The sequence below is a fragment of the Oculatella sp. LEGE 06141 genome, assembly GCF_015207605.1.
Lineage (GTDB): Bacteria > Cyanobacteriota > Cyanobacteriia > Elainellales > Elainellaceae > Oculatella.
In genome coordinates this window covers 1-26499 of record NZ_JADEWO010000012.1, presented here as the reverse complement: position 1 = coordinate 26499, position 26499 = coordinate 1, and the positions used below count along the sequence as shown (strand labels likewise).

General features: G+C 50.5%; 32 protein-coding genes. 18 read left to right on the top strand and 14 right to left on the bottom strand.

Translation table 11 applies throughout. The annotated features are described in order from the left end of the window. Positions 1 to 221: 221 nt before the first annotated feature. Positions 222 to 1214, bottom strand: coding sequence for a multicopper oxidase domain-containing protein (locus IQ268_RS10920; protein ID WP_193878404.1), 993 nt, complete (start codon positions 1212 to 1214; stop codon positions 222 to 224). A 231-nt stretch (positions 1215 to 1445) separates the two neighbouring features. Next, complete coding sequence (locus IQ268_RS10915) at positions 1446 to 1898, bottom strand: Fur family transcriptional regulator (protein ID WP_193878396.1); 453 nt, start codon at positions 1896 to 1898, stop codon at positions 1446 to 1448. A gap of 303 nt (positions 1899 to 2201) precedes the next feature. Here IQ268_RS10915 and IQ268_RS10910 point away from each other — a divergent pair, with 303 nt between their 5' ends. Further along, positions 2202 to 2354, top strand: a complete 153-nt coding sequence (locus tag IQ268_RS10910; protein ID WP_193878394.1) for a hypothetical protein — start codon at positions 2202 to 2204, stop codon at positions 2352 to 2354. Positions 2355 to 2389: 35 nt separating this feature from the next. After that, the gene (locus IQ268_RS10905) at positions 2390 to 4078 is read left to right on the top strand and encodes an iron ABC transporter permease (RefSeq protein WP_339383257.1); all 1689 of its coding nucleotides are present in this window, start codon (positions 2390 to 2392) and stop codon (positions 4076 to 4078) included. 49 nt (positions 4079 to 4127) lie between these two features. Here IQ268_RS10905 and IQ268_RS10900 read toward each other — a convergent pair whose 3' ends face one another. Next, entirely contained in the window at positions 4128 to 4412 is a 285-nt protein-coding gene (locus IQ268_RS10900; RefSeq protein WP_193878392.1) for a hypothetical protein, read from the bottom strand. 105 nt (positions 4413 to 4517) lie between these two features. Between IQ268_RS10900 and IQ268_RS10895 the strand changes: the two genes are divergently transcribed. Then, on the top strand, positions 4518 to 5009 hold the full coding sequence (locus IQ268_RS10895) for a pentapeptide repeat-containing protein (protein WP_193878390.1): 492 nt from the start codon (positions 4518 to 4520) through the stop codon (positions 5007 to 5009). Positions 5010 to 5078: 69 nt separating this feature from the next. On the opposite strand, the gene IQ268_RS10890 is transcribed toward IQ268_RS10895, so the two are convergent. Then, positions 5079 to 5828: an alpha/beta fold hydrolase gene (locus IQ268_RS10890; protein ID WP_193878388.1), complete on the bottom strand. Its 750-nt coding sequence runs from the start codon at positions 5826 to 5828 to the stop codon at positions 5079 to 5081. A 368-nt stretch (positions 5829 to 6196) separates the two neighbouring features. On the opposite strand from IQ268_RS10890, the gene IQ268_RS10885 reads away from it, so the two are divergent. Next, a complete protein-coding gene (locus IQ268_RS10885) occupies positions 6197 to 7069 on the top strand; it encodes a DMT family transporter (protein ID WP_193878386.1) in 873 nt (290 codons plus the stop codon). 72 nt (positions 7070 to 7141) lie between these two features. Here IQ268_RS10885 and IQ268_RS10880 read toward each other — a convergent pair whose 3' ends face one another. Beyond that, the gene (locus IQ268_RS10880; RefSeq protein ID WP_193878384.1) at positions 7142 to 7915 is read right to left on the bottom strand and encodes an ADP-ribosylglycohydrolase family protein; all 774 of its coding nucleotides are present in this window, start codon (positions 7913 to 7915) and stop codon (positions 7142 to 7144) included. Positions 7916 to 8056: 141 nt separating this feature from the next. On the opposite strand from IQ268_RS10880, the gene IQ268_RS10875 reads away from it, so the two are divergent. Continuing rightward, entirely contained in the window at positions 8057 to 8296 is a 240-nt protein-coding gene (locus IQ268_RS10875) for a hypothetical protein (protein ID WP_193878376.1), read from the top strand. A gap of 68 nt (positions 8297 to 8364) precedes the next feature. Further along, positions 8365 to 8835: a hypothetical protein gene (locus IQ268_RS10870; RefSeq protein WP_193878374.1), complete on the top strand. Its 471-nt coding sequence runs from the start codon at positions 8365 to 8367 to the stop codon at positions 8833 to 8835. Here the strand turns inward: IQ268_RS10870 and IQ268_RS10865 are convergent. Next, positions 8819 to 9214, bottom strand: coding sequence for a hypothetical protein (locus tag IQ268_RS10865; RefSeq protein WP_193878372.1), 396 nt, complete (start codon positions 9212 to 9214; stop codon positions 8819 to 8821). The genes IQ268_RS10870 and IQ268_RS10865 overlap by 17 nt on opposite strands. Before the next feature lie 515 nt (positions 9215 to 9729). On the opposite strand from IQ268_RS10865, the gene IQ268_RS10860 reads away from it, so the two are divergent. The 5 genes from IQ268_RS10860 (at position 9730) to IQ268_RS10840 (ending at position 11976) form a co-directional block, all read left to right on the top strand. Then, positions 9730 to 9954, top strand: coding sequence for a hypothetical protein (locus IQ268_RS10860; RefSeq protein WP_193878370.1), 225 nt, complete (start codon positions 9730 to 9732; stop codon positions 9952 to 9954). Positions 9955 to 10231: 277 nt separating this feature from the next. After that, a complete protein-coding gene (locus IQ268_RS10855; RefSeq protein WP_193878369.1) occupies positions 10232 to 10375 on the top strand; it encodes a hypothetical protein in 144 nt (47 codons plus the stop codon). A gap of 194 nt (positions 10376 to 10569) precedes the next feature. Beyond that, the gene (locus tag IQ268_RS10850; RefSeq protein ID WP_193878367.1) at positions 10570 to 10755 is read left to right on the top strand and encodes a hypothetical protein; all 186 of its coding nucleotides are present in this window, start codon (positions 10570 to 10572) and stop codon (positions 10753 to 10755) included. A gap of 266 nt (positions 10756 to 11021) precedes the next feature. Further along, positions 11022 to 11624, top strand: a complete 603-nt coding sequence (locus tag IQ268_RS10845) for a pyridoxamine 5'-phosphate oxidase family protein (protein ID WP_193878365.1) — start codon at positions 11022 to 11024, stop codon at positions 11622 to 11624. 73 nt (positions 11625 to 11697) lie between these two features. After that, complete coding sequence (locus tag IQ268_RS10840; protein WP_193878363.1) at positions 11698 to 11976, top strand: DUF1816 domain-containing protein; 279 nt, start codon at positions 11698 to 11700, stop codon at positions 11974 to 11976. Between the two features lie 145 nt (positions 11977 to 12121). On the opposite strand, the gene IQ268_RS10835 is transcribed toward IQ268_RS10840, so the two are convergent. The 5 genes from IQ268_RS10835 to IQ268_RS10815 all read right to left on the bottom strand — a co-directional run bounded on the left by IQ268_RS10835 (position 12122) and on the right by IQ268_RS10815 (position 16283). Further along, positions 12122 to 13021, bottom strand: a complete 900-nt coding sequence (locus IQ268_RS10835) for a hypothetical protein (protein WP_193878361.1) — start codon at positions 13019 to 13021, stop codon at positions 12122 to 12124. A gap of 112 nt (positions 13022 to 13133) precedes the next feature. Continuing rightward, entirely contained in the window at positions 13134 to 14177 is a 1044-nt protein-coding gene (locus IQ268_RS10830) for a PstS family phosphate ABC transporter substrate-binding protein (RefSeq protein WP_228035262.1), read from the bottom strand. Positions 14178 to 14679: 502 nt separating this feature from the next. Next, on the bottom strand, positions 14680 to 15099 hold the full coding sequence (locus tag IQ268_RS10825; protein WP_193878359.1) for a biopolymer transporter ExbD: 420 nt from the start codon (positions 15097 to 15099) through the stop codon (positions 14680 to 14682). Positions 15100 to 15131: 32 nt separating this feature from the next. After that, positions 15132 to 15533, bottom strand: coding sequence for a biopolymer transporter ExbD (locus tag IQ268_RS10820; protein ID WP_193878357.1), 402 nt, complete (start codon positions 15531 to 15533; stop codon positions 15132 to 15134). Positions 15534 to 15578: 45 nt separating this feature from the next. Further along, the gene (locus IQ268_RS10815) at positions 15579 to 16283 is read right to left on the bottom strand and encodes a MotA/TolQ/ExbB proton channel family protein (RefSeq protein WP_193878355.1); all 705 of its coding nucleotides are present in this window, start codon (positions 16281 to 16283) and stop codon (positions 15579 to 15581) included. 251 nt (positions 16284 to 16534) lie between these two features. Here IQ268_RS10815 and psbP point away from each other — a divergent pair, with 251 nt between their 5' ends. From psbP to IQ268_RS10800, 3 genes are all read left to right on the top strand, one after another. After that, the gene (psbP, locus tag IQ268_RS10810) at positions 16535 to 17074 is read left to right on the top strand and encodes a photosystem II reaction center PsbP (protein WP_193878354.1); all 540 of its coding nucleotides are present in this window, start codon (positions 16535 to 16537) and stop codon (positions 17072 to 17074) included. A gap of 125 nt (positions 17075 to 17199) precedes the next feature. Beyond that, positions 17200 to 17796: a nucleoside triphosphate pyrophosphatase gene (locus IQ268_RS10805; protein WP_193878352.1), complete on the top strand. Its 597-nt coding sequence runs from the start codon at positions 17200 to 17202 to the stop codon at positions 17794 to 17796. Between the two features lie 535 nt (positions 17797 to 18331). Further along, positions 18332 to 19444, top strand: coding sequence for a serine/threonine-protein kinase (locus tag IQ268_RS10800; protein ID WP_193878350.1), 1113 nt, complete (start codon positions 18332 to 18334; stop codon positions 19442 to 19444). Between the two features lie 17 nt (positions 19445 to 19461). Here the strand turns inward: IQ268_RS10800 and IQ268_RS10795 are convergent, their stop codons facing one another. Together IQ268_RS10795 and ggt are read right to left on the bottom strand one after the other, a co-directional pair. Next, entirely contained in the window at positions 19462 to 20451 is a 990-nt protein-coding gene (locus IQ268_RS10795; protein WP_193878348.1) for a carbohydrate kinase, read from the bottom strand. Between the two features lie 230 nt (positions 20452 to 20681). Then, the gene (gene ggt, locus IQ268_RS10790) at positions 20682 to 22481 is read right to left on the bottom strand and encodes a gamma-glutamyltransferase (protein ID WP_193878346.1); all 1800 of its coding nucleotides are present in this window, start codon (positions 22479 to 22481) and stop codon (positions 20682 to 20684) included. 141 nt (positions 22482 to 22622) lie between these two features. Here ggt and IQ268_RS10785 point away from each other — a divergent pair, with 141 nt between their 5' ends. Together IQ268_RS10785 and IQ268_RS10780 are read left to right on the top strand one after the other, a co-directional pair. After that, entirely contained in the window at positions 22623 to 23213 is a 591-nt protein-coding gene (locus tag IQ268_RS10785; protein ID WP_193878344.1) for a TetR/AcrR family transcriptional regulator, read from the top strand. Positions 23214 to 23229: 16 nt separating this feature from the next. Next, positions 23230 to 24411, top strand: coding sequence for an HlyD family efflux transporter periplasmic adaptor subunit (locus IQ268_RS10780; RefSeq protein ID WP_193878343.1), 1182 nt, complete (start codon positions 23230 to 23232; stop codon positions 24409 to 24411). Positions 24412 to 24521: 110 nt separating this feature from the next. On the opposite strand, the gene IQ268_RS32845 is transcribed toward IQ268_RS10780, so the two are convergent. After that, positions 24522 to 24644: a hypothetical protein gene (locus IQ268_RS32845; RefSeq protein ID WP_255527171.1), complete on the bottom strand. Its 123-nt coding sequence runs from the start codon at positions 24642 to 24644 to the stop codon at positions 24522 to 24524. Positions 24645 to 24655: 11 nt separating this feature from the next. Between IQ268_RS32845 and IQ268_RS10775 the strand changes: the two genes are divergently transcribed. After that, positions 24656 to 25297, top strand: a complete 642-nt coding sequence (locus IQ268_RS10775; protein ID WP_193878342.1) for an N-acetyltransferase — start codon at positions 24656 to 24658, stop codon at positions 25295 to 25297. Beyond that, complete coding sequence (gene devC / locus IQ268_RS10770; protein WP_193878341.1) at positions 25298 to 26467, top strand: ABC transporter permease DevC; 1170 nt, start codon at positions 25298 to 25300, stop codon at positions 26465 to 26467. Positions 26468 to 26499 lie beyond the last annotated feature (32 nt).

Genomic DNA, 26499 nt, shown 5'->3' with positions numbered 1-26499 from the left:
CAGATTATGGTTGATGCAAGTCTTTGTCAACAAGCTGACCGTAAATTCTTAGGAATTGTTTGCAGTAGCCTACAGCGATTCCCTTCGCTCCCAACATTAAACCCTCAGCTCAGTACTTACAGCCATTTTCATATTCACCACACACCAAACTCTACACCCCACACCCATCCTGGCGAGACTGTGGCTGACTCGATTGAGACCTGCTATAAGAGTAAAGATCCCTAGCTCGGCAGCACATCAAACAAGCCCATGCAACCGTGTTCGGCGATCGCGTCCTGGTGGGGATGAAACATATACTGACCAGGATACCGATAGGAAAACTCTAGAATGTGCCGTTCAGCCGTTCCCATCGTGATCACGTCTGTTTCTTCGCTGGGGATCAGCGATCGCCCGGTACGATACACCTGAAACATATTGGCGTGAATGTGAAAGGTAATTGCCGGGTCAAACTCAATCATATTCAGCAGATACAGCCGCACTAGCTGGTTCTGATAGATAGCAATGGGATGATCGCGGTAGTAATTGGGAAGGCCATTAAACGCATACAGCTCATTTTGTTGGGCATTGTTGAGGTCATAGCCGCCCATCACCATCACCATCTCATCAGCAGGTGGGCGGCCACCGGGCGGATCGATGATGAACATGCCGTACAGTCCCTTACTGATGTGGCGAGTCACAGGGGCAATATGACAATGGTAAGGATGCACACCATAGGGAGCTGCATCAAATTCATACACCATTGTCTTACCGTGGCGGATCGGCTGCACTCCATCCATCTCCGCCGGATGCATACCGTGAAAATGCATGCTGTGGGAATGGCCATCTTCGTTGTGAAAAATCACGCGGACGCGATCGCCCTCCGTAGCGCGGAGAGTGGGGCCAGGAACCCGTCCATTTAAGTTCCAACTAACAAAGGAAATAGCGCTGTTGAGCTGAAGCGGCGTGCTGTTCGCCACCACCTCAAACTCTCGAACGGTGCGCCCGTTCTCTTGCTTTAGCGTACCGTAGTCAAAATCGCGCAGCACCATCATCGGGTCAAACATAGAGCTATCCGCCGCAGAAGAGGACTCAACCACGGGAGGAATCTTTACCAATGAAGGACGACGGAACAAAGAGCCAGCCGCGATCGCCGCTGCCGTTGTGCCCAACCCAGTTATCCCCCACATCAACATCTGCCGACGAGTCCAAACAGTTGGCTGGCTAGCTGGCTGCATAATAATAATACCGAGGTAGAATGCAGAAATGTAGAATACTGTTGAGAATTGTTCTTAAATAATTCTACCGGAACTGGCTCCACTTGCTGCTAATTAAGATGATCTGTTCGGGATGCTGCAAACGGCCTGAGACGCACCAGTTACCATTTCAGATCAAATCAGATCAAAAAAGCCTGGACTAGTCCAGGCTTGAGCGGTGTTATTAATGTTGAACGGAAGGCACAGCCTTACTTATTGAACGGGCAACAGCGATCGCTGGCAAGTTGGGCAAATGGCATGGATCATCAACTGACAATCGAGTAAATAATAGCCTTCTTTCTCAGCCGTCCGGGTACCCGTCTTCAAAATCCCATCATTTTTAAATTCAGTTGTCTTATTGCACCGAACACACACTAAATGATGATGATGATGAGGATACGGTCGGTTAATTTCGTAACGCTTGTGTCCTTCCGCCAATTCCAACTCTCTCAAGATACCCATACGTGCCATAAGCTTGAGATTGCGGTAGATGGTCGATAGGCTGATTCCCTCTCCTCGATCATGAAAAAGCTCGCAAAGATCCTCCGCACTTAAATGGCGACCCTCCGGTAGATCTTGAAAAACGTGCAAGATGGATTCTCGCTGGGGCGTTAAACGCCACCCTCTTTCATGAAGTTCAGCCTTGAGAGAGGCTGCGGTATACATAGAGTGACCTCCTCAACAGCGTGGGCTTATTGAGAAGGATACACAATGATTCAGTTGATTTGCAAGAGCAGCGCTTTATTGAGAATGATAGCTAAGTAGGAATTGGAAAAACCAGCTCAAACCGCGAAAGCACGCAGTCCAGGCTTGTTTCAGACCCCAAAAAATGAGCTGTGGCAACCTTGCTAATAGGAGGCACTGTCAATACTACAGTAATATTTCGTAATTTAATAGAGTTTGCTAGCAAATAAAGCAATTTACAACGCTCTGATATCGCACATTTCAATCAATTTCCTGAGGCAGCCAATGAACCAGGGTGGCCGAAACGGGCGATCGCCTGAATTATCCGACGTTAGCTTGGCATTGGTGTTGGCTCAAACAACCTCATTCTGGTGCCCGCTCCCTGGCACAACACCCCCCTCTCCATCCAGCCCCCTACTCGCCCAAATAATGGTGTAAAGTGGCTTTGCGACTAATTCTCATTAAATGCTACCGTGTCTGCCAACCTATTTAAATCACCCATCTTCTCTGCGGGTCGTCGAGCCTTGCGTCGTCTACAGTTCGATCGCTGGACGCTGGTGGTCATCTCGATCGCCCTGCTCATTCTGGCTCCAGTTATCGTGGTTCTGAGCAGCATTTTCTCCGATACGGGAGCCGTCTGGAACCACCTGGCAACCACCGTATTACCCACCTACATTTTCAACTCGCTGTGGCTGATGCTAGGAGTCAGTGCAGGCGTGTTGACCATCGGCGTGGGGACGGCGTGGCTCGTCACCATGTGCCGCTTTTGGGGTAGCCGCCTGTTTGAATGGGCTATGCTGCTGCCGCTTGCAGCACCGGCTTACATTTTGGCATACGTTTATACCGATTTTCTAGAGTTTTTTGGCCCCGTACAGTCCACCCTGCGCGACCTGTTTGGCTGGAGCCGCGCCTCCGATTACTGGTTTCCCCAGGTTCGCTCGCTCTGGGGCGCGATCGCCATGCTCACCCTGGTGCTTTATCCCTACGTTTATCTGCTCGCCCGCGTTGCCTTTTTAGAACAGTCGGTTTGCACCCTGGAAGCCAGTCGATCGCTGGGCTGTACTCCCTGGCGCAGTTTTATTAAGGTGGCGTTGCCCTTAGCCCGACCGGCTATTATGGCTGGCTTAGCGTTGGCGCTGATGGAAACGCTAAACGACTTTGGCACCGTGCAATACTTTGGGGTAGATACCTTCACCACAGGCATTTACCGCACCTGGTTTGGCATGGGAGAACGGATTGCCGCCTCTCAACTGGCAGCCGTGCTGCTGCTCTTCATATTTGGCCTGATTGTGCTAGAACGCTGGTCGCGCCGCCAAAGTCGCTATTACCAGAGCACGAGTCGGCAGCAGCAGTCTTCTCCTTATCAGTTACACGGGTGGCGATCGCTAGCGGCCTGGGTAGCCTGTGGGTTACCCATCGGGTTTGGCTTTTTGATACCCGCTGCGATTTTGGTGCAGATGGCGATCGCCAACGCCACAGCCACCTTTACCCAAAACTTCTGGCAGTTTGCCAGCAACAGCCTAATCCTGGCATCGTTGACCGCAATGTTGGGAGTGATAGTAGCGCTTGTTATGGGCTATGGGCTACGGTTACGCCCCACCGCAGGCATGACCCTCGCCGTTCGCATCGCTTCAATGGGATATGCCGTGCCGGGAGCCGTGATTGCCGTTGGTGTCCTCATTCCCATTGGGCAATTTGACAACACCCTGGATGCCTGGATGCGATCGACCTTTGGTATTTCGACAGGGTTACTGCTTAGCGGCACCATCACCGCCCTGGTCTTTGCCTACCTGGTGCGCTTCCTGGCTGTTTCATTTGGCACCGTTGAAGCCAGCCTCAGCCGCATCAAACCCAGTTTGGATGACGCGGCTCGTTCGTTAGGGCATACCCCCACTAAAACACTGCTCAACGTCCATGTGCCGTTGATTGGTAGCGGTCTGGTTACAGCAGCCATCCTGGTTTTTGTAGATGTGATGAAGGAATTGCCCGCCACCTTGATTATTCGTCCCTTTAACTTCGATACTTTAGCAGTTCAAGTTTACCGATTAGCATCAGACGAGCGGTTGGCAGAAGCCTCTGCTCCGGCGTTAGCCGTGGTGGTGGTGGGGATTCTCCCGGTTATCCTCTTAAGCTGGCAAATTACTCGCTCCCAAACCAACTGATTTGGAACCGATGGAGAGTGAATGACAACAAGGCCAATGATGCAAAAAGTTACTCAGCTATCAGGCAGCTATCAGGGTGAATGGTGTTACAGCGGTTGCTTAACATCATCGTTTTTTGTTTTGCTGTGTAACGTCTAAAGGAATCGGCAGACAAGAAGTCGTAGTGATCAGGGTGCAATTGGAATAAACCAGTAGAAATAGATGGGTAGAAGGTAGCCATATTATCGTCTGCCATCTCAGTTGCCATCTCAGTTGAGTGGGCTGGTGTCCCCTGCCGTAAAAGCTGCCGCTCTTTTTCAGTGTTGCAGCAAGGGCAAATTTGTCGAAAGTTCATGAATCAAGCTCACCCTTCACGGAGAGCAGGCGAAACAGGTGCCAACGGTTGTCTCATGGTGTTCGTGTGAATATCACCTCAGGTTGATTGGTTTTTGGTAAGGCGATGAAACAGATATCTTCTTCGGCGCTCCTATGGTTAGCAATTGGCCTGATTGCATCAAACTGCACTAAATCTGCTTCTCCTCAAGACCTGTTAAAGACAAAAGAGTGCCCTCAGTGCAATTTACAGAGGGCTAACTTTAGCCACGCCAATCTAAGCGGAGCGCAATTACATCGAGCAAACTTGCAGGAAGCCAACCTGGATAGCGCCAATCTCAGCAACGCTTTGTTAGACAACATCAATTTGAACAACGCTAATCTCATGAATGCCAACTTGAGCCAGGCTGAATTGTCATCAGCGGATTTGAGTCAAGCAAACCTGAGCCAAACCAACTTGCAGGGGGCGCTGTTACGCAATGCCAACTTGAGCGAGGCTAACTTAAGTGGAGCTAACCTGGAAAATGCCGATCTGATGGGTGCCAACCTGGAAGATGCCGACTTGACAGGGGCTAACTTCAGGGGTGCCATTATGCCAGATGGCAGCATTCAAAATTGAGAGTCCAGCGATCGCCCTTACTGCCCTCGTTATATTGACATCTACTTGCAACAACAGCCATTGGCTCAGTTACGCTTCCAGCCGAAACGCCGGATATCCAGCACGCACCACCGTCGAATTCAAACGGCTCCAAAACTGAAGCAGTTGCTCTGCCAATAGATCAGGATGAGCGTAGTGGAAAAAATGCCGTCCGTTGGGGCATTGCCACAGGCTATCGCCATGCTTCAGCCAATGCTGCCAGTGATAAAATTCGTTAGGATTCACCACCGCATCATGCTCCCCAGCACAGACCAAAACGGGTACAGGTGCGCCTCCGGGTTCCAGGCTGGTTCTCTTAAACAACGTATGCAGCGAGAGCGACTGGTCTAAGTCGTCAGCCAAACGCTGCACCAAACAGCGAGTCATCACCTGGTTTTGCGAGCCAAACAGCATTCTGGCCATTTGTGCCAAAATCAGTTCGCGGCTACATGGCAAAAGCTGTCGTTGCGCGTAATAGTGGGCGTGCCAGTCGATCGCCGGATGGGCACCTACCGACAGCAAACTGAGCGATTTTACCCGTTCTGGATAGCGGCGGGCATACAGCAACCCCAGAACGCCTGCGGTGCCATGCCCAACCAGGTGAACAGAGCGATCGCCCTGCTTCAAATAGTCATGCAGCAACACTAGCGCAATTTCCAGGCAACTGGCTTCATCGGGCGTTTGCTCATAATCCCACCGATACGTGGAGTAATGTTTCGACAAAACGTTCAGCACAGGGCGCTCGAAGCATTTCAAACTAGGGCTGGTGTTCAGCCACAGCACATCAGGCATATTGGACATTGCACTAACTGCGACTTTCCTCGATAGGCTTGGTGAAATTAGCCTAGCAGGAAACTCTGCACAATTGAGAATTAATTGCATTTGTTAATAGGTTATTTTTGCCTACTCTCCCCTATTTTTTAGAAACGAATCAGCAGCAAATAGCCCAAACCTGCCAAATAACCGATCGCCCCATTTCGTAAATTGCCCAACGGGTAGGATATGAGCATCACGCTTCGCTCACCTGTTATTTCAGCAACTCACAACAATGCCCCCTGCCGCATACCGTTAACAGTGCCGAAGGTTGGCAAAATAGATCCAGCAGAGCTAAGCCGATCGCCCCACATCTGTGTTTCAATGCAACTGCTTCAGGAATGGGACGCAGCACGATGCAACACCTCAACGCTCAGGCAAAAGCAACCGGGATCGGGTTCACCGCTATTTTAATGTGGGCAACACTTGCCCTATTAACCACGTTAAGCGGCACCGTTCCGCCCTTTCAACTAACCGCAATGTGCTTTACCATCGCCTTCTGCATTGGCTTAGGGCTATGGTTCAAGCAAGGAGGGCACATTTTGCATCATCTGAGACTGCCCGTCCCCGTTTGGCTGTTAGGAATTGGCGGACTGTTCGGGTATCACTTCTTCTACTTCATTGCTCTGCGTAATGCCCCTGCGATCGAAGCCAGTTTAATTGCGTACCTGTGGCCTCTGCTGATTGTGCTGTTTTCAGCCCTGCTGCCGGGTGAACGCCTGCGCTGGTTCCATGTGGTTGGAGCGATCGTGGGTTTTGTCGGTGCGGGATTGCTGGTCACCCAGGGCAAATCCTTGAGCTTCAACCTGCAATATGGCATGGGCTATGCTGCCGCCCTGGTGTGCGCCGTTACGTGGGCAGGCTACTCAGTCTTATCGCGTCGAGTGGGTGCAATCCCAACGAATGCCGTGGGCGGATTTTGTGGCGTTACAGCGGTTTTAGCCTGGGGATGCCACTGGCTATTCGAAGAAACGGTCACGCCCGTGGGCAGCGAATGGCTTGCTATCCTCTGCCTTGGTTTAGGCCCGATCGGTTTGGCGTTCTTCACCTGGGATTATGGCGTGAAGCACGGCAACATCAAACTGCTCGGTTCCCTGTCCTATGCTGCGCCGTTGCTCTCAACCATCCTGCTCATTTTGTGCGGCCTGGCCAACCCTACGTGGGTCGTTGGCATAGCTTGCTTGCTCATTGTCGGAGGAGCCGTTTTAAGTGCCAGGGGCAAGGGATAAGACGAAAAGCAAGGGAGGGCACCCACCGGAAACCCAGTGGCTAGGGCGATCGCCCTCCGCTCTCGTTTTTGTTTAAGACAATCCGTGTTTTGCCATAAAGGTTTCAGTCATCGTCCGCAGTTGTGGATCAAGTCGGGCGAGTGCAGGCTGCGCGATCGCCTCTGGCACGCTGCCATAGAAAGCATGGGCAATTCCCCCAGCAATGCAGGCCAGCGTGTCACTATCTCCACCCAGTGATATTGCATTGCGAATGGCATCTTCAACGTCGGTTGATTCTAAAAAAGCAGCGATCGCTTGCGGCACAGAACCCTGGCAAGAAACATCAAACTGATACGCCGGACGGATCTCTGCCAGCGATCGGCTCAAATCATACCCAAACCGATTGACCACATAAGACCGAATGGCCTCCTTGCTGCCCTCTGTTCGTGCCAGAAAAATAGCCGCCGCTGTTGCTTGCGCCCCCTTGATCCCCTCTGGATGGTTGTGGGTTACAGCAGCGCTGCGCTCGGCCTCTTGCAACACCTGCTCTAGACGATCAAACCCAAATCCGATCGCGCTCACCCGCATCGCCGAGCCATTGCCCCAACTGTTGTAAGGTTTGGTGTTGGCAGAAGCCGCCCACTGGCAAAAGGTGCTGCCATATCCTGCATCAGGATAGCGGCGAAAATAATGGTGAAACCGATCGACATAACTTCCTCCTTCTAGAAGGGTTTCAGCCACGGCCACCGTCAAAACAGTATCGTCCGTAAAGCGGGAGTTCTGCTGAAACAATGGAAACGTTTTGGTTTTGATCGGATAACGTTCATAAACCGAGCCAATAATATCCCCTGCGATCGCGCCTAACATCGCACCTCCTTTCAGACTGTTCTTTCAGCCGAAGCTCACCGATCTCCTACATCCTGCCCCTCCTACAACCTACCCCAGACAGACGCCCTTCGCCCCTAAGCTCGATACGTTAAGAATAGTAAAGACAGAGAGGGAGCAGTCATGGTGGAAAGCAACTCATTGGGCGATGGCGGCCAAAACCAATCTGCGGTAAGCGAGCGTAGTGTACCGGCCAGAGAGGCATTCGTCAGCACCCGAAAAGCGTTCACCGACTTAGAAGCCGCAGGCATCACCGATTTTCAAATATTTAACGCTCTGGCCGATTTATTTCATGAACGAAAAATGCCTGATGTGTCGGAATTGATGGCAGAAGCCGCCTATCGCTGCTTTGAGCGAGAGTGATGCATTCTCTGGAAAACGAACCAGCCAACCTGTATCTGGGATCAAGTCATTGATATCAGAGAAGCGCTATGGCTATTCCATCATCGCGGCACCGCTACAGTAAGCCCTTAGCCAGTGGTCTTGCCTTACTGTGCGGTTTGGCGATCGCCCTCAGCCTTGAGGCAAGCGTTGCCACCCCAATTGATCCCGCTCCACCCGTTACCGAGCCAAGCCAAGGATGGCGACAAATGACGAGCGAAGAGCGATCGCAAACCCTGACTTATATCCTCAACAGTCCCTTAGGCGTTGCGGCGCTCAACCAGCTCGCCATTGAAGGATTCATCAGCCCCACCTGCACCAAAACCTATTACACCAACGATACCTACAGCGGCTTTCAAACCCTGCTGCGCGTCATTTGCCCAACCGAACGAGGCGTTTCGATCGCCACTAGCTACGCCGAAATGCGCGTGACCTTTAATCGGTTTGAAGACAGCATTGAGAGCTTTAATGTCGAACGAGTCCACGCCGAGCGATCGCCCGACGTTACGCTTCCCGACTAGCCGACTTCAGCCTGGACGAAGCTGACATTGGGGCATAATCAGGACAATTGCGCGACTGTGTGGTGAAAACAAGGGTAGGTTGAACCGCACACTTAAGATAGGGATTGTCGGAGAAAAATTGGCATTTGTGGCAAGGCGATTTGGCGATCGTATTGGCTGGTGGTGCTTTCTCCTCTTTATCGGGCAAAAACAGGTCAGAGACAATAGAAACCAACAACGCCCAAATCGCCAAAAAACTGAGGGGAATTAAAACAATGATCCCATCAGCCTCCAACCCGGTAGCAGCAGGAAACGTTTCCAGGGTTTCACTATATAAATTGAATTCGCTGACTACTCTGTGGTGTGCAGATTCTACAGTTTGCTCTTTTGGGTGCTTCATTATGAACGGATCAATAGCCTGCATGATGTAACTGATAACCACTCATTTGTGCAACGATCGTTCAGGCCATCACTGGCTTGAACTTCAGCTTCTATCCACCTCTATCTACCCAGTTGCCACCCACGGCTAAAATCCTGTGACCTCTCTGTAGGCTCAATTTTCTATCGTTTTCCGAATTGCACCACGCAACCTCAAACTCTGGAATCGCCTAGAACAGCTCATCGTCATATACAAACATAGGGACAGCCCTGGAGACAGTCGTGGGGATCAAAATCTGTCACACGACGCGATCGCGCCAACCTCGACCAACCAGACGACACCCATCCAACGATCACCGCAAAGCTTAACACCTCAATCCACCACCAGAAAGCAGCTTCAGTGATTTACTTAACCGGGTTTTGAAGCATCATCGGGAAAATTTGTTACTGGCTCTTGACCAAAAATCAGGACATTCAACGGCCTCTGCACTCAATGCCCGCGATGGATGAACGGCGCATTGTAAGTAAGGGCTGTTATTGAAAAAGCGACAGTTCGAGCAGGGGATAGGCTGGAACAGTTTTTTGTTTGCAATTCTTGCCCGCAACATCTTACAGGTCAACGACTGCTTCAGCAAAACGATAACCCATGTTACGGCCAAAGCGCCAATGGGAACCAGCCAAAGTTCCGCTCCAATCGTTGTTGTGTTGCCAGGTGCTTCAGAGGTTGAAGCCTCGCTCGGATTTAGCGTTTCGATGGTTTGAGAATTGACTACGTTATCCGCCTTCATGCCCGGTTCACCTAATTACTGCTCATCAACTCACATTTGTGGTAGAAGCTCAATTTATTCCTGGTCGATATAGCCGTATGGTTCAACCCAATTGGTTTCAGTTCGATTCGATCGTCTCAGTTCGATCGCCAAATTCAAAGGTTGCCTGACCTATTCGCCAACACCGCAAACGACCTGCTCAAAGCAATCTCAGCTACATTTCAGCCACAGCAAAAACGATCCCCATCAGGATAACCAGAACTGGAAATGCCATGCTCATTGAGCCTCTATTTGCGGTTATAGTGCAGGATGAAATCACAGTGTTTCACTCCATAGAGGGGGTTACTCTATCCGCGTTCTATACCCTGAGTAGTATTTTGTCGATCGCCAAAAAAGCGGCAGAGCCTCAGGTCTAACCTACCTCTCAGGCAGGATGAAATGACCCCCGATTTTCAGATGAATTGAAACAAGGGAATCAACCCCTCCCGCTGAAACTCTGCTCAAAGGAATAGTAATGCAGATCTTTTTTTGGACAACACTAGCCTTCGTTGCTGTTGGAGCTGTGATGCTGCTACTGGCTCCAGTCCTGAACCTCTATTGACCAGGCTGTTTGAAACCGATCGCAGGTTGCCAGAGAGCCGTTAAGCGCAAAGCCCGATCGCCATTAATGTCTCACTTCAATTTGCTTTCTCAGGTAGGGTTGGCAATGCCAGCCCTGCAAGCTGTCTATGCTTCATCTACCGCGCCTATGGCTCCGCATTCGTCCGAAGGTGGGTTTCGCAGCCAGCTTGATTGACCGCAGCTTAACCAGAATTAGCTCGCAAGTCTCCTGAATTGTGTATCCCTTTCAGAAGTGGCAGAATTATTGTGGTGTTATATAGCCATTGAGATAAACCCACGTTGATCCACACTAAATTACCCGTCTTTAGAGCGATGTTGGCTGGTTGGCTGGCTCGCGTTGCGTCAAACCCCGTTAGATCCAAACGTGTTTTCTGCATTTCGTCTAGCTTCAGGAGACGATCGAAGCAACGTCTGTTGAGAGCCGGAGCGTAACCCACCACCGTGACAGAACGACATACCGATCTCAACCAATTGCTGCAACACATTTGGGATCAGATCCACAAGGGAGCCGCTGATCCTGCCCATCCCTACCATTCCCCTGCGTTTGGCACCCTTGGCAGCAATGGCCCCAATGTGCGTACTATCATTCTGCGTCGGGCTGAATTGGAAGCGCGATCGCTCTGCTTTCATTCCGATCGCCGCGCCCAAAAGATTAATGAAATCCAAAAGCATCCCAGGGTAGCACTGCATTTTTGGAATTCTGACAGCAGAGAACAGTTACGCATTACCGGAAATGCTACAGTACATTTTGATGACCAAATTGCAAACCAGCTTTGGCAGCACAGCCGCCCAAAAAGCCTCATAACGTATGTCAAACCGACTACACCTGGCACAAAGGTAGACCAACCGGAGTCTGGAATTGTTGGTAATTTTCAGTCAGGTAACGTGTCTATGAGCGATGTTGAAGTGGGACGACAACATTTTGCGGTTGTGTGTACCCAGGTCGATGAAATAGACTTTTTACAGCTTCATAATGAAGGAAACTGTCGAGCCTATTTTCAATGGGAATCGGGAAGGTATGAGGGAGCTTGGCTCATTCCCTAGCCAAACCAGCAAATGTTAAAGACAAGTATTCGGCAAACATTGTGGTTTAGCCCTACAAACTGCGGAGAGGTTTATGGGACTATTTCAAAGTATTAAAGGTATTTTCGGCAGTATTTTCACGTTGCCTTCCAAAGAGGAAGGCTTCGCCTGGTGGGTTGAAATTATTACAACCAACCCAAGTTGCACCTATTTCTTTGGCCCTTTTGATTCCGCAGAGGAAGCAAAGACCTACCAAAGTGGCTACGTCGAAGACTTAACTAGCGAAGGGGCGAATGTGTTTACACCTCAGGTGAGATGGTGTAAACCCGAACAGTTGACCATCTACACCGAGAAGGAAACAGCGGAAGTTTGAATCTCACACGAAGGGTGGCAGTACAGTTTTTAGTGCGGTACACAGGTGCGATTGACAACCGCACCTGCACTTTTTAACTGAGTGGTCGCCGCCTTGGAGGATGGTTCAACCTGTCAGCAGTTGGCATTACAATCCAGGTCAAGGCTCAGTTTGCTGCACCAGAGGGATCAGCGACGGGAGTGGCTGTGGCCTCAATCGGTTGATTGGGATCGCGGCTCCAAAATACCGCAAAGGTATTGATGCTGGAGTTTCCAGGAACCAGGCTGAGATAAAAGGTGCGATCGCCCTGAGTGGCTTCATACAAATCGCCACCACCATAGTTTCCGATTGGCGAAAAGGTATAGTCTGCAAACACCTGTTGCAGTTGGTCGTATACCTGGGCGGGTCGCTTCAGCGAAAACCACAGCACGTTTTCATTGCCAGCCAGGGGTTCCGGCTCTGATCCCCTTTGCAGGCTGTCTGCCGCAAAAAACGCTTCGGGTTCTGCAAAAAATTCGACGGGGATGCCCAACCCTTCAACGGAGCCAAGCCCCTGGAGGTTGCCCTGAAATTGGGCAAAAAAGTCTGCAAAGGGTTCTTCCACAACCGGATCAGGCGTGAGTTCCGGCACAGGATCGCTCACCGTAGCAGTAGTTTCTGTGGGTGACGCTTCAGGGCTGGGTTCTGGGTTGGGGTTAGAAACTGGATTGGGTAGCAGCGGTGCGGGAAGTGGCGCGATCGCTGTCACGGGTGCGGGGGTGGCCTGAGGCGTTGGTGGCGGTATGGGGCTAGGCAACGGAGAGGCTTGAGGCGGTGGCGTGGGGGCAGGACGGTTAAGAGCGGCAAGGCTAGCTAAATTGACTGTTTCCTCTACCTCTGACTCGGCAACTGGCTCTGGTTCTGAAGGAAAAGGCACCATCAAAACAAAGGCATGTAAGACCAATGAGATAGCAAACATCGGACGATAGAACAGTCGCCAGAGGGGTTCTGATTGCTGCAACACACTAGAAGAATGTTCCATTGAAGGCTGGCTGAGTATGGGGCGATCGCAACTGAGCTTAATCAAAACCCCTGGAGTGAATTATTGAGTTCACTCCAGGGGATCACGCTCTTAACAACGTTGGCTCATGTCAATGGTACGAATACAAGAAGTTTGCTGAGGGTGAACACCATTCCACTTATTGCTGGGTGCCGCCTTCTAGCCGTAGCAGATCTGCCACGCTAACCCCCGTTGTATTTTCACCCTCAAAGACGCTACCCACTTGACGAGATTGAAACCGTTCTGCCGCAATGGTGTAGATTTCTTCGGAAAGCGGAACGTAGCCCACCTCTGGCACCAGGGTAGTGGCATTGTTGAGGTAAAACTCGACAAACGCCTGTACTTCAGGACGCTCTGCCGCTTCAGCACTGATATAGATGAAAATAGGACGAGCCAGCGGATAGCTCTCGTTTTCTACTGTTTCAGCAGAGGGAGCTACTGGACCGTTACCGCCATCAATCGGCACTGCCATCAAGCGATCGGCATTTTCTTCATAGTAGGCTAACCCAAAGTAGCCAAGGGCATTTTCGCTTTGAGCCACCCCCTGAACCAGGATATTGTCATCTTCGCTAGCAGTAAAATCACCACGGCTCGCCCCAGACTCACCCACAATGGTTTCAGTGAAGTAGTCGAACGTGCCGGAATCGGTACCAGGAGCGTATAGCTCCAGAGGAGCATCAGGAAAACTGCTGCGAACTTGATTCCAGTTGGTAATTGTGCCTTGGGCATCAGGCTCCCACATCGTCTTCAGTTCTGCGAAACTCAAGCTATCCACCCAGTCATTATCTGGATTGACCACAATGGTGAGTGCGTCATAAGCAATCGGTAGTTCAATGTACTCAACGCCATTAGCACTGCACGCTTCCACTTCAGAGGACTTAATTGGACGAGACGCATTAGAAATGGCAGTTTCACCATTGCAAAACCGGGCGAAACCGCCACCTGTACCCGAAATTCCAACCGTGACTTGAGTACCCCGATTCTGCCCCATAAATTCTTCGGCAACGGCCTCAGTAATGGGATAGACCGTGCTAGAACCATCGATTTGAATCACCGCTTCTTGAGACAATGCCAGAGGGGAAGCTAAGCCAACAGCAGCAGCCGTTGTTGCGATCGCTCCTGCTACTGTAAAACCGCTACGCTTGATGTTTAGACCGTTCACCACCATAACAACACACTCCATGACGCGTAAGTGACTTGGATTTAATACCGTCACAGATAAAAGTAAACAACTATGATTAAGGATTAATAATGTAACGAATGCTAAAAGGTTAAGAGAAAACTAGCGCTTTATTAAACATGTTTAAGAGGATGTTTTAAAAGTAGCAAATGTACTGCATTTGCCCCCTAAATCCTCCAACCTTGGGGGACTTCCGAGCCAGTTCTATTTCAAAGTCCCCGTTCGGCTGAGCGCTCACGTCGAAGCCAGAATTGGGAATTTAGGCGGCGGCTCGGGTGACATTCAGCACTTTTAAAACATCTTCTAATACTGTTGTTAAGCCAACGAAAACAAGATGCTGTTCTAAGAGGTTGCTTTAAACGTATCAAACGTTTCCCGGAGGTCGTACATTGGGCAAATAGCCCTTGAAATAGATCCAGAAGTATTGCCCATAGCGTGTTGCCGCAGGGTACGCTACCTCCCTGCGGGTGTTGGGCTATAAATTAGGGTTCAGAAAAATATCAGCCTAGCTGCGATCGATCGCCAGTAACACTCGATCGCCACCCGCATCTCTCATTGTTTTTAGTAATGCTGTCACCTCATCATAGGTCAGCTCACGGTCGGCTTTAAGTAACACGCTACCGTTTGGGTTTTGGCTTAAAAAAGTTCGCATTGCTTCAGCCAGTTCAGAGCGGGCGATCGGTTGATTTTCCAACAAAATCTGCCCCTGTCGATCAAGTCCAATCATGAGAGTAGCGTCAGCCTCGGCTTCTGCTGTCGTTCCGTCTCCAGCCGTTTGTGGCAAATTTACTCCCGCCATTTGCTGCCCGGTCAACGTCATTGAAATGATGATAAAGAAGGTCAGAACGGTCATTAGTACGTCCATCATGGGTACTAAATTGACTTCTGGAATTTGCGCTCTAGTCTTACGGTTTTTAAACGACATGGGTTTTCAACGAGCAGACAATTAATAAGCAGTCAATCAATTGCCAATGAAACACGATCGCCCCCTATTTCTTTCATCGTTCCTAACAATTGCACAACGCGATCGTAAGGCAGTTGGGGATCAACTTGCAGCACCACCATCCCTGCTTCATTGCTGGTCAGATAGTTTTGTATTTCTTGAAGCAATTGTGCTTCTTCAATCGACTGTTCACCTAACATAATGCCCTGTGGCATTAAATCCACAATTAATGGATATATATCGGGCTGCACTGATGTATTTTCAGCGCGATCGGGCAGCGGTACCTCTACGCCTTGTTGCGTGGTTAAATTCATCGTAATCATCACAAAGAAGGCCAGAATGCCCATCATCACATTCAGCATAGGAATCAGGTTAATTTCGGGTAAAGGTGCCTGTTCCCGGTTGCGAAATTGCATAAGCACTAACTCACTGAAGCGCCAACTCACTAAAATAATGAACAATTAGCGATCGTCTGTTGCTCTAACCCCATGCACCGAGGCGACAGATGGCAAATAACGGTCTAACTCAGTTCCGTTGGGTTCATACCAAATCTGCCGATAGATCAACTCCAACTCACTGCCCACCTCAGAAAAGTAGTCCATTTGGCGCGATTGCAGCGTCACCAGCACTCGAAAGATTAGCAGCGCTATAATGGCCACAATCATACCTGCTGCTGTTGTAATTAACGCTTCCCCAATGCCTGCCGCTGCCTGGGTCGCCTGTTCTGTAGTGCCGCCACCTCCAATGTTGAGGTTGCCAAAGGTAGCAATTAATCCAGTTACAGTTCCCAACAGCCCCAACAGTGGCGATATAGCAACCGTGGTTTCTAGCAGTTTGTCCCCCTTACGCATTTGCACAAACTCTTTATCACCCGCCGCTTCCATCGCCAGCCGAAACGTTTCTGGACTGGGCTGGTTGAGTTTTAACGGTGCCAGCAAAAACCGCCCGATGGGCAGAGCTGTGGCCTGCTGTGCGATCGCCTCCGCGTCATCCAGGCTGTACCGAGCCGCTTCCAGTACATCATGCATAATTCGGTCTTCCTGGCTAAGCAACCGATACCAAAACACACTGCGCTCCAAGGCACAGGCAATGGTTACCACCGAAAACCCAACAATGGGGATCATCACCGGCCCACCTTTCATGACGAGATCAAGCAACGTAGCCATAAGGGTGAATCCCCGTCTTTTAGATTCTTAACAATGTTATCCCCGTTAGAATACCTGAATCACCGCAAAGACTGGTTAAGAGGGGTTAAGGGCTAGCTATAGATATGGTTAAAGAACAGCCTGCCATCCTTAGAATAATTTGAAGTTTTTGTAACAATAGCAGCGCTTGATGAGAAAATAATCTCAACGGTCTCAGCCCAAGGTGGTGGACTGAAGCAAGCTGGTTTACTCAAGGTTGAGGATATTTGGAGATGCTGAAGCGAATTGCAGCCCTCGTGCTGATTGTATTGAGCCTGAGCTTGCAGAGTTGCACTTCGGCGACCGCTGGCCTAAAGCCGTTTATTAACGACTACGAAGGCTACAAGTTTTTGTATCCCAATGGCTGGATTGAGGTCAAGGTTGACAATGGGCCGGATGTGGTTCTGCACGACCTGATTGAAGAAACGGAAAATGTCAGCGTTGTCATTAGCCCGGTTCCGGACAATAAGACGCTAAAAGAGCTAGGCACGCCTAGTGAAGTTGGCTACAACCTCTCGAAAAACGCGATCGCCCCTCCCGACTCCAACCGCAAAGCCGAACTCGTCAATGCAGAAGCCCGCGAAGTTGGCGACAAAACATACTATATGTTGGAATACGCTGTTAAGCTGCCGTATCAGGATCGGCACAACTTTGCTAGTGTCATTGTGCGTCGTGGCAAGCTCTTTACCTTCAATCTTTCAACGACAGAAGAACGGTGGGAACGAGTTAAAGATAAGCTGCAACTGGTGGTCAACTCTTTCTCCGTGAACTAGTCATTAGCGATGAATAGCAAAGGGTTAAGAGCTTGATCCTGGAGGTTATCAGCAACCTGCTAACGTAGTCCTGGAACTTCATCTTCATCCATCATTCAACTTTCGCAGTTCACGTCTTGAGTTCTATGGGCACTCCACCGCTTGTTCTGGCCTCTGCTTCACCCGCGCGGCGACGTTTGTTGCAAACCGCTGGCATCGAGCCGCTCGTTTGCCCAAGTGATTTTGATGAATCGCAAATTCAAGACAACAACCCAGCCGAGCTGGTTCAGGCTCTGGCGATCGGCAAAGCTGAGACTGTTGCACCCCGGTTTACAAACTCGTTGATTATCGGATGCGATTCTGTGTTATCGCTGAACTGCGAGGTCTACGGCAAACCTGCCAATGCTATAGAGGCGATCGCCCGCTGGCAGAAAATGCGCGGCCTAACGGGTGAACTGTATACCGGGCATGTGCTAATCGACCAGACCCAGGTTAAGACGCTGGTTCGCTGTCAGGTAACGCGAGTAGAGTTTGCAAACGTTAGCGATCGCCAAATTGAAGCCTATGTTGCAACCGGAGAACCGCTCAACTGCGCCGGGTGCTTTGCCCTGGAAGGGCGAGGCAGCTTGTTTGTGGAAAAAATTGATGGCTGCCACACCAATGTCATTGGCTTGAGTATGCCGCTGCTCCGCCAGATGCTAGCAGAGTTGGGCTATGATGTCACCGACTTCTGGAACCGCTAACGGTCTCGTTATTCAACCTTTGAGGATGATTCGGCTAGCCGCTGTCCGTGCCTCTGCTGCACTCCACGGCAGGAGATCGCCTCAGCCTCCGTACATTCCACCCCGATCGAATCACCTAGTATAAAATAATGCTTCAAAAAATCCAGGAAGCTTTATCATTGGTTTATAAATCACCAGAACTACTGAGGTTAATTTACTCATAACATCGGACAATTTCATTAAAGATGTTGGGTCAGCTTCATCCTCGAATCAGGTTTTTTGATTGAAATTGCAACGTTTGACAGAAGCACCCCGGCAACAAATTTACTACAGTCAAATTCACTACAGTTAGTTACACATCGACTAGTTACACATCTATCGGCCAGCTACCAAACACTAAACTAGCCTGATGCAGGCTTGACTTGGATATAGGCTCCTTGATATAGGCTCAACTGCAAGGACGATGTTAACGACTACGACATCGGTTTGCGCTGAGAATATATGACGCTAGTATAAAGTCACGGGATCACGACTCACCGACATCAACAGCATTAGAATGAATTCCTCTGTTGCTACCCTGTCTCATTTGCGCGAGTCATCTCAGCACCAAACAAAGCTAGGGCAATTTTGCGGAGCGCAACAGCTTTTCCGCAATCGCTATAGGATTTTGCGGGCGTTGGGGCGAGGCGGATTTGGCGTTACCTTTCTGGCTAAAGATGTGTCTTTGCCTGGGATGCCGCTCTGTGTCATTAAGCAACTGTGTCCAAAGGTCAGCAATCCCGTTACACTTCAGCGTGCTTCCGAGCGGTTCGAGCGAGAGGCAAAAACCTTGAGCCAGTTAGGTAGCCATGCCCAGGTGCCGCAACTGCTCAACTATTTTCAGGAAAACGGCGAATTTTATCTGGTTCAGGAATACGTTAAAGGCTGCACATTAGTGAAAGAGGTGCGGGTGAACGGGGTCTATTCTGAACTGGCCGTAAAGCGATTTTTACGAGAAATTTTGCCCGTTCTCGACTATGTGCATCAGCATCAGGTGATCCATCGTGATATTAAACCGCCCAACATTATTCGTTGTCAGGACGATGGCAGGCTGGTGCTGATTGATTTTGGTGCAGTCAAAGAGAACATTCAGTCGGTTGACGAATGGAGCCAGAAAGTGCCAACGACACAGTTTGTAGGCACAGTTGGGTTTGCCCCGCCAGAACAGTTAGCGCTTCGCCCCACCTATTCCAGCGATATTTATGCGATCGGCATCACCTGTTTGTACTTGCTGACGGGGCGATCGCCAATGGAATTTGAGGTTGATGCTGCAACGGGCGAGATCCGCTGGCAACAAGACGTAGATATCAGCGACCACTTCGGCAAAGTGTTAGCCAAGATGCTGAAGATTGCCGTGCGCGATCGCTATCAATCAGTGGAGCAAGTGATCCGGGCACTCAATCTGGAGCCATATTTAGACAACCTGGCAGACTGTATGAACAGCCAGCCTCCCATCGCCAACCTATCGGACGACCAGGCGTTGCTCAACTCTGGCCGTTACATTCCACCCACAACCCGCACAGCAATGGCCATTCGGCAATGGCGCAACAAGCTCAAAACGAAACAGCAGCCTCAGGGGGCATCAGGGGGCGAGTTTCTGGTTGGGTCTGTTTCAGCGACCGGATTCTAGAGGGGTTGAGCCAGCCCTTATTTCATAGCAAACGGTTGTTGCAAGTAAAGAAACGCCTCCACTTCAGCCGCTGTGGGCTGTGCGGCGATCGCGCCTGGACGGGTTGTAGTCAACGCACCACAGGCAGTGGCATAAACCATTACTTTGCGCGATACCTCTGGAGCGCGCAAGGCTTGGATGCCCCCAAGGCACAACTGATGCAGAAAACCCGCCACAAAGGCATCCCCGGCTCCAGTGGTGTCTTCAACTTCCATCTCAAAAGCGGGCAGCTTGCTCTCATTACCGCCCAAACAGTAAGCGCATCCCTGCGCCCCAAACGTAACAATCACCCCTTCAACGCTGCCTAAGCGATGGGTAATCACCCCCGGATCGGTTGTATCAAACAGCCACTCGGCCTCTTCTTCCGACAGTTTGATAAAGTCAGACTGTTTCATCAAGTGCTGAATTACGGGTTTGGCCGCATCCACATCAGGCCAAAACATCGGTCGCCAGTTGACATCCAGCAAGACTTTGACAAAGTGCTGTTCTGCCAGTTCCAGTGAATGCGCGATCGCCCGTTGCGTTTCGGGATAGGGCATCTCTAGCGTGCCCACAACCAAAAAATCTGCCGCATCAAACAAACTCACGGGAAGCTGTTTGGCTTGCAGATGGGTATCAGCAAAGTCTGCCGTATCGCGATCGCCAAATCCGATAAACTGGCGATCGCCGCTCTCAGAGCGCAAGACAAAAATTTCGCGGGTGGGAGCCGTGGGATGCCATTGAATGCCAGTGCAATCAACACCAATGGTTTGCAGCAAGTCTACGAGCGATCGTCCCTGCTCATCTTCACCCACACAGCCAATGAACCCGGTTGGAGTTCCTAGTTTCGTCAACGCACAGGCTACGTTGGCAGGAGCGCCACCGGGATAGGATGTCCAGGAGGTTACTTGTTCAAGCGGTACACCGGGCTGATCGGCCAGGCAATCCCACAGTATTTCACCCAGGCAGAGAACACGAGGATTAGTCACAGCTAAAAATCTTGGGTTTGATCACATTTAAGCCTAGCAGACTGGTTTTGGCGCGATCGGAATCTTTGTTAATCCACATCTCTCTGGTCACGAAATTTTGACAAGAGCATAGGTAAGAACCAGAAAGTTAAACAGCGATCGGCTCAATTTACCAAATCAAACTAGATGAAAGACGAAATGTACTCAGTCTCGTTTCTGTGAAACAAGCGCTGTGCCTGAGTTTAACCCCATCAGTCACGTACCGTCATTGCAGACCCACCACCCCGCCGCATGGGTTCAGCCGCTGCCAGCATAGTGCCATCTGGATGAAGCACAATTCCAGTAGCTGCCCCAATTTCGTCGATCGGCCTGAGAACATGCCCCAGAGCTGTGAGCGATCGCCCCAATGCGCTGGTTTCAAACCCGCCATCAACTTCAGTGATGCCGCCATTGCGCTGAGAGATGCGTGGAGCCGCGATCGCCTCAGCAATCGGCAGGTTGAAATCAAACACATTAAAGGCAATCCCCAAAACTGTGGTGATGATAGTAGACCCACCCGGAGAACCAAAGGCAATGATGCGACCATCGGTAGCCACGGCAATGGTGGGTGCCATGCTGCTGCGGGGTCGCTTACCCGGTTCTGGAACATTGGGATGGGGACTCACCAAATCAAAGTCGGTCAATTCATTGTTGAGGATGAACCCATAGCCCGGAACGACAATTCCAGACCCACCTGTTGATTCAATCGTCAGCGTGTAGGAAACCACATTACCGTCGTTGTCTACCACGGTCAGGTGAGTTGTCGAAAGTCCCTCCTGATCGCTGATCTGAGAAATGGCTTCAACCGTAGTCAGGCTAGGACTGGGATCGAACTGATAGGGAAGCGGATTGCCTGCCGTCGCCACAAATTCTGCTCCTTCTGCCGGGGCGCGATCGCCAATCAGTGCCCGTCGTGTTTGAGCATACTCTTCGCTAAGCAACCCCGGCAGCGGCACGTCCACATACTCTGGATCGCCCAAATATGCGCCGCGATCGGCATAGGCCAACCGCTCGGCTTCAATGATGGTGTGTAGTGCCTTGGTGCGATCGATCGCGCCAAGTTCAAACCCCTCAGCCATATTTAAAGTCTGGATGCCAGTAATGCCGCCGCTGCTGGGTAAGCCCATGCCGTAAACCCGATGGCCTCGATAGTCCGTCATCACAGGACGACGAACCCGTAGCGCATAGTGATCTAAATCGGCCATCGTCATGCCGCCCGGAATGACGCGAAAGGGTGGATTACTTACCGTTGGTGGATTCTGAACCGTTTCGACGATCGCCTCGCCAATTTCACCCCGATAAAATACATTGACTCCTTGCTCAGCCACTAGCCGATAGGTCTTAGCCAAATCAGGATTATCAATCGTCGATCCAGGTTCAGGAACCTCACCATCAGGCAGAAGCAGTTCCTGGGTAGGCGTAAAGGCCAAAAACCGATCCTGGTTGGCTTCTAGCTGGCTGGCATAGGTTTCATCCACTTCAAAGCCATTCTCGGCCAGAGCGATCGAAGGAGCTAATGCCTCCGCTAGCGAAAGCGTGCCGTAGCGATCGAGGGCTTCTGTCCAGGTTAATAACGTTCCCGGTACGCCCACTGCCGCACCATTACTGATGCGGTTGGGGGTAAAGGGCAGCAGTTCAATCGGATTATCCGGGTCGTCAAACATATCGACACGGGCAGAGGCCGGAGCTTCTTCTCGTCCATCTAAAGCAATCACCCGATCCTCATGGTTGAGGTAAATCAGCATAAAACCGCCGCCGCCAATTCCAGCAGAAAACGGCTCAACCACTCCCAGGGCAGCAGCAGTCGCCACTGCCGCATCGATCGCATTTCCCCCAGATCGAAGAATATCAATGCCAATTTGGGTGGCACGGGAATCCACCGTAGCCACCGCTCCTCCTCTTCCACTAGCAGAGGCACCTGTCCTCTCAGGTTGAGCGACAGTGCGGGTTAAATTCAATATCAGTGTGAAGCTAAGGGCGATCGCAAACCCTGCAATTATTCGTCGTCGCACAGTCAGCACCGATTGTTAAGGATGAGAGGAATTGTACTCCGCGATCGCTTGCTCCAAACAAAACAGGTTGCTTCACCCAACGAGTTGCGCTTTTTAATAGTTATGCTATTTTTTAAAATAACGAGCGCTCGATTAAAAAACATGCCCAAGGTTCACGACCACGATCAATATCGCAAGGAGTTGCTGCACAAATGCTTTGATTTATTTGCCGAAAAGGGATATGCCACACTCACCACTCGACAGATTGCTCAAGCGCTAGGGGTTTCCACGGGCACGCTTTATTACTACTTCCCCAGTAAAGAAGAGTTGTTTGGGCAGTTGATTGAAGAATTAACCCAACACGATTTGCTAAAAGCGCTAGCCGAAATTCAGCAGGCTAACTCTATGGAAGAGCGAATTCTGGCTTTAGGTCAGTTTTTACTGGAAAACGAAGCGTATTTCTTCAAGCAGACCTTACTGTATATGGATTTTTATCAGCAGGCCGGAGTTGGACAATCGCGTGTCAATGAAGCTGTAAGGCGTGCCAGCCAGCGTTCTCGCCAGGAGATTGCCCGACTGCTGGGGGTGGACGATCCGGCGATCGCAACCCATGTGCTGTGTTGGATAGATGGGCTGATTTCAGAACGTATGGTTGATTCTGAATCGGTTTCGTATATTGAGCAAGCAGAACTGCTGGCAGCAATGTTAACGGCCTATCTCGAACGTAAACAGGCTCAGCCACCCAATCATTGATTGAAAAGGAGCATTTATGCAGCATCAAGGGGTGTCAAGCAATTTCCATCGTCGCACGATTGCACTGGTTGTTGCTGCAACCGTTGTCACCGTAGCGATCGCCCGTTACGGTATCTCCCAATTTGCTCCAGTTGGGGCAGATGATCCCTCTCAATTTGTTGATTCCATGCCACAGACGAAGCACGTTACGGCTCTGGGACGTTTAGAGCCTGCCAGTGAAGTGGTGCAAGTATCTGCTCCGCTGGCGCTTGATGGCGATCGCGTAGCGCAACTGCGGGTGCAATTGGGCGATCGGGTTGAGGCAGGGCAGATAATTGCTGTGTTGGATTCCCATCAGCGGTTGCAAGCAGCGGTGCAGGAAGCGCAACAGCAGGTACAAACCGCAGAATGGCGACTGGCTCAAGTGAAAGCAGGTGCAAAAAACGGTGAAATTCAGGCACAAGCCGCTACAGTTGCCCGCTTTCAAGCAGAGCGGCAAGGCGAACTGGCCGCCCAATCAGCCACGATCGCCCGTTGGCAGGCAGAAGTTCAACATGCTCAGGCTGAGTACGATCGCTTTCAGCAGTTGTATCAAGCAGGTGCCGTTTCAGCCTCTCATCTGGATGCAAAACGGCTGGCGTTAGCAACAGCCAAAGCGCAATGGCAGGAAGCGATCGCTCTGCAACAGCGAACGGCTACGACCCTTCAGGCTCAAGTTCGTGAAGCGACGGCAACTCTCGATCAGGTTACAGACATTCGTCCGGTGGATGTGCAGGTAGCTCAGGCCGAATTAAATGAAGCGATCGCAGCGGTTCAGCGTGCCAAAACAGAGCTAGAGCAAGCTTATGTTTACGCACCGATCACGGGAACCATCCTCACTATCCATACCCAGCCCGGCGAGAAAGTTAGCGATAACGGCATCGTAGACCTGGGCCAAACCGAACAAATGATGGCGATCGCAGAGGTTTATCAAACGGACATTGATCACGTCCGAGTGGGGCAAGCTGCGAGCATCACGAGTCAGGCGTTTTCAGAAGAACTGCGGGGAACCGTTCTGCAAATCGGATCGCAGGTTAATCGACAACGGGTAATGAGCACGCAACCCGGAGAAAATCTCGACCAGCGTGTGATTGAGGTCAAAATTCGTCTCAGTGCCGAGGCTAGCAAACGCGTGGCAAACTTGACCCATCTTCAGGTACAGGTTGCGATTCAGCGTTGAGCGTTTGTGTTCTTAAAAATAACGGTCGCTCGATTGAAATAAGCATTTTATCCAGTTCCTATGCTCTGCCCAAAACGCTTGATTTGGTTTCGACGGGTTCGCAGAGAAGTTTATCCCTGGATTGTTTTAGCCGTTACGATCTGCCGAATTGCTGCCACAAACGGAATAGAACGAGAACGAGAAAAAGCTCGCTGGCTAGTAACGCTGGCAAAGATTGATTCTGTAAAGCTCATTAGTTTTTTGAATGAACTACTTTGGTGAGGTGAACGTGAATACAACTGTGACTCATTTAAGGCGATCGCAGGTTAATACAGCCGTTGGCCTGCTGAGTGATGCTTTTGCAAACGACCCGATATTTCGCTACCTCATTCCCGAACTAGAGCCGGCTCGAACCCGTGCCCTTCAATGCGTGATTAACGCGCTGCTCTGCTCGAGTCTTTCGTATGGGCATGTTTACACGACGTCTGACCCTATAAAAGGAGTTGCGGCCTGGCTCCCTCCCGGACAGGCACCTGTCCCTTTACTGCGCTTGTTACAGGCGGGCTTGTATCAACTGCCGTTTCATCTCCATTGGTCACACTGGTCACGCTGGATATCTCTGCTCAAATGGGAGGACTACCAGCGGCAGGATATGCCACGTCCCCATTGGTACTTAATGCTATTGGGCGTTGTTCCAGATTACCAACGGCAAGGCATTGGCGGCTTGCTGTTGAATCCTATCCTGGCTGAAGCCGATCGCGAAGGGATGCCCTGCTATTTAGAAACATCGACAGAATCAGCCGTTTGTTTCTATCAACGGCATGGATTTGATGTTATCAGAACAGAGCCATTATCAGAACAGGCTCCCTGGTATTGGACGATGAAGCGAGAACCGGGAGGCGAGTGAATGAGGTTTCGTAAAACACCACTGGCATTGCTTCAGTTGCTTAAGGAGCGATCGCGCCTGGTGGTTGCGTTAGCAGGAATTGCCTTTGCGGATGTGTTGACGTTTGTTCAGTTTGGGTTACTCGATGCATTGTACGATTCCAGCACCCAGGCTCAGCGCCATCTAAACGCCGATCTGGTTATGATCAACCGACAGGTTAAAACGTTGATTGATGTTAAAAGCTTTCCTAGAGAACGATTGCAACAAGCGATGGCGCATGGGGGCATTGTCTCCGTTGCCCCAGCTTATATCGGGTTTACCTCCTGGCGTAATCCTGAAACGTATCTCGATCGCAGCATTCTAGTTTGGGGTATTGATCCTGCCGATCCAGCCTTTACCTTTCTAGAGGCGAAACAAAATCTAGATCAACTGAAGCTGCTCGATCGCATCTTGTTTGATCAAACATCGCGCCCGGAGTACGGGCCAATTGCAGAGCGGATTGAACAACAGGGTTCAATTGAGGTGCAAGTTTCTAACCAAACCGTTCGAACGGTTGGTTTGTTTAAACTAGGGGCATCATTTGGAGCTGATGGTAATGTCATTGCAAGTGATTCTACCTTCATGAAGCTGTTTCCCGATCGCGCTCCTGATCAAATTGATATTGGCCTGATTCAGCTTGAACCGGGAGCAGATATCGCCAGGGTAAAACGCCATCTCATTGCAGAATTACCTGATGATGTGATGGTCATAACGATACCCGAATTCATTGATGCCGAAATTGGCTATTGGGCCAGTCAAGGAACAGGCTTTATTTTCAACATGGGGGTTGCAGTTGGCTTTGTCGTTGGCATTGTGATTGTTTATCAGATTCTCTATGCCAATGTATCAGAGCATTTGCCGGAATATGCCACGCTCAAAGCGATGGGCTACAGCGATCGCTACCTGTTAATCATGTTGATGCAAGAGTCCTTAATTTTGGCGATATTGGGGTTTGCTCCGGGCCTCATCCTGTCCCTGGGGTTATATCAATTAACGTACGCTGCAACATTACTCCCTATTGCAATGAACGTTAGTCGTGCTGGAACTGTTTTGATTCGTAATCGTTCACGGGGTGGGGGTATCAGTAGGCAGCAAGGATGGAACAGGTTCTCCCTGGCGAGCAGCCCGACATGCCTCAACCAAGTAATCTAACACTGGGCGATTTTGAGATCGCAAGGTTGTCA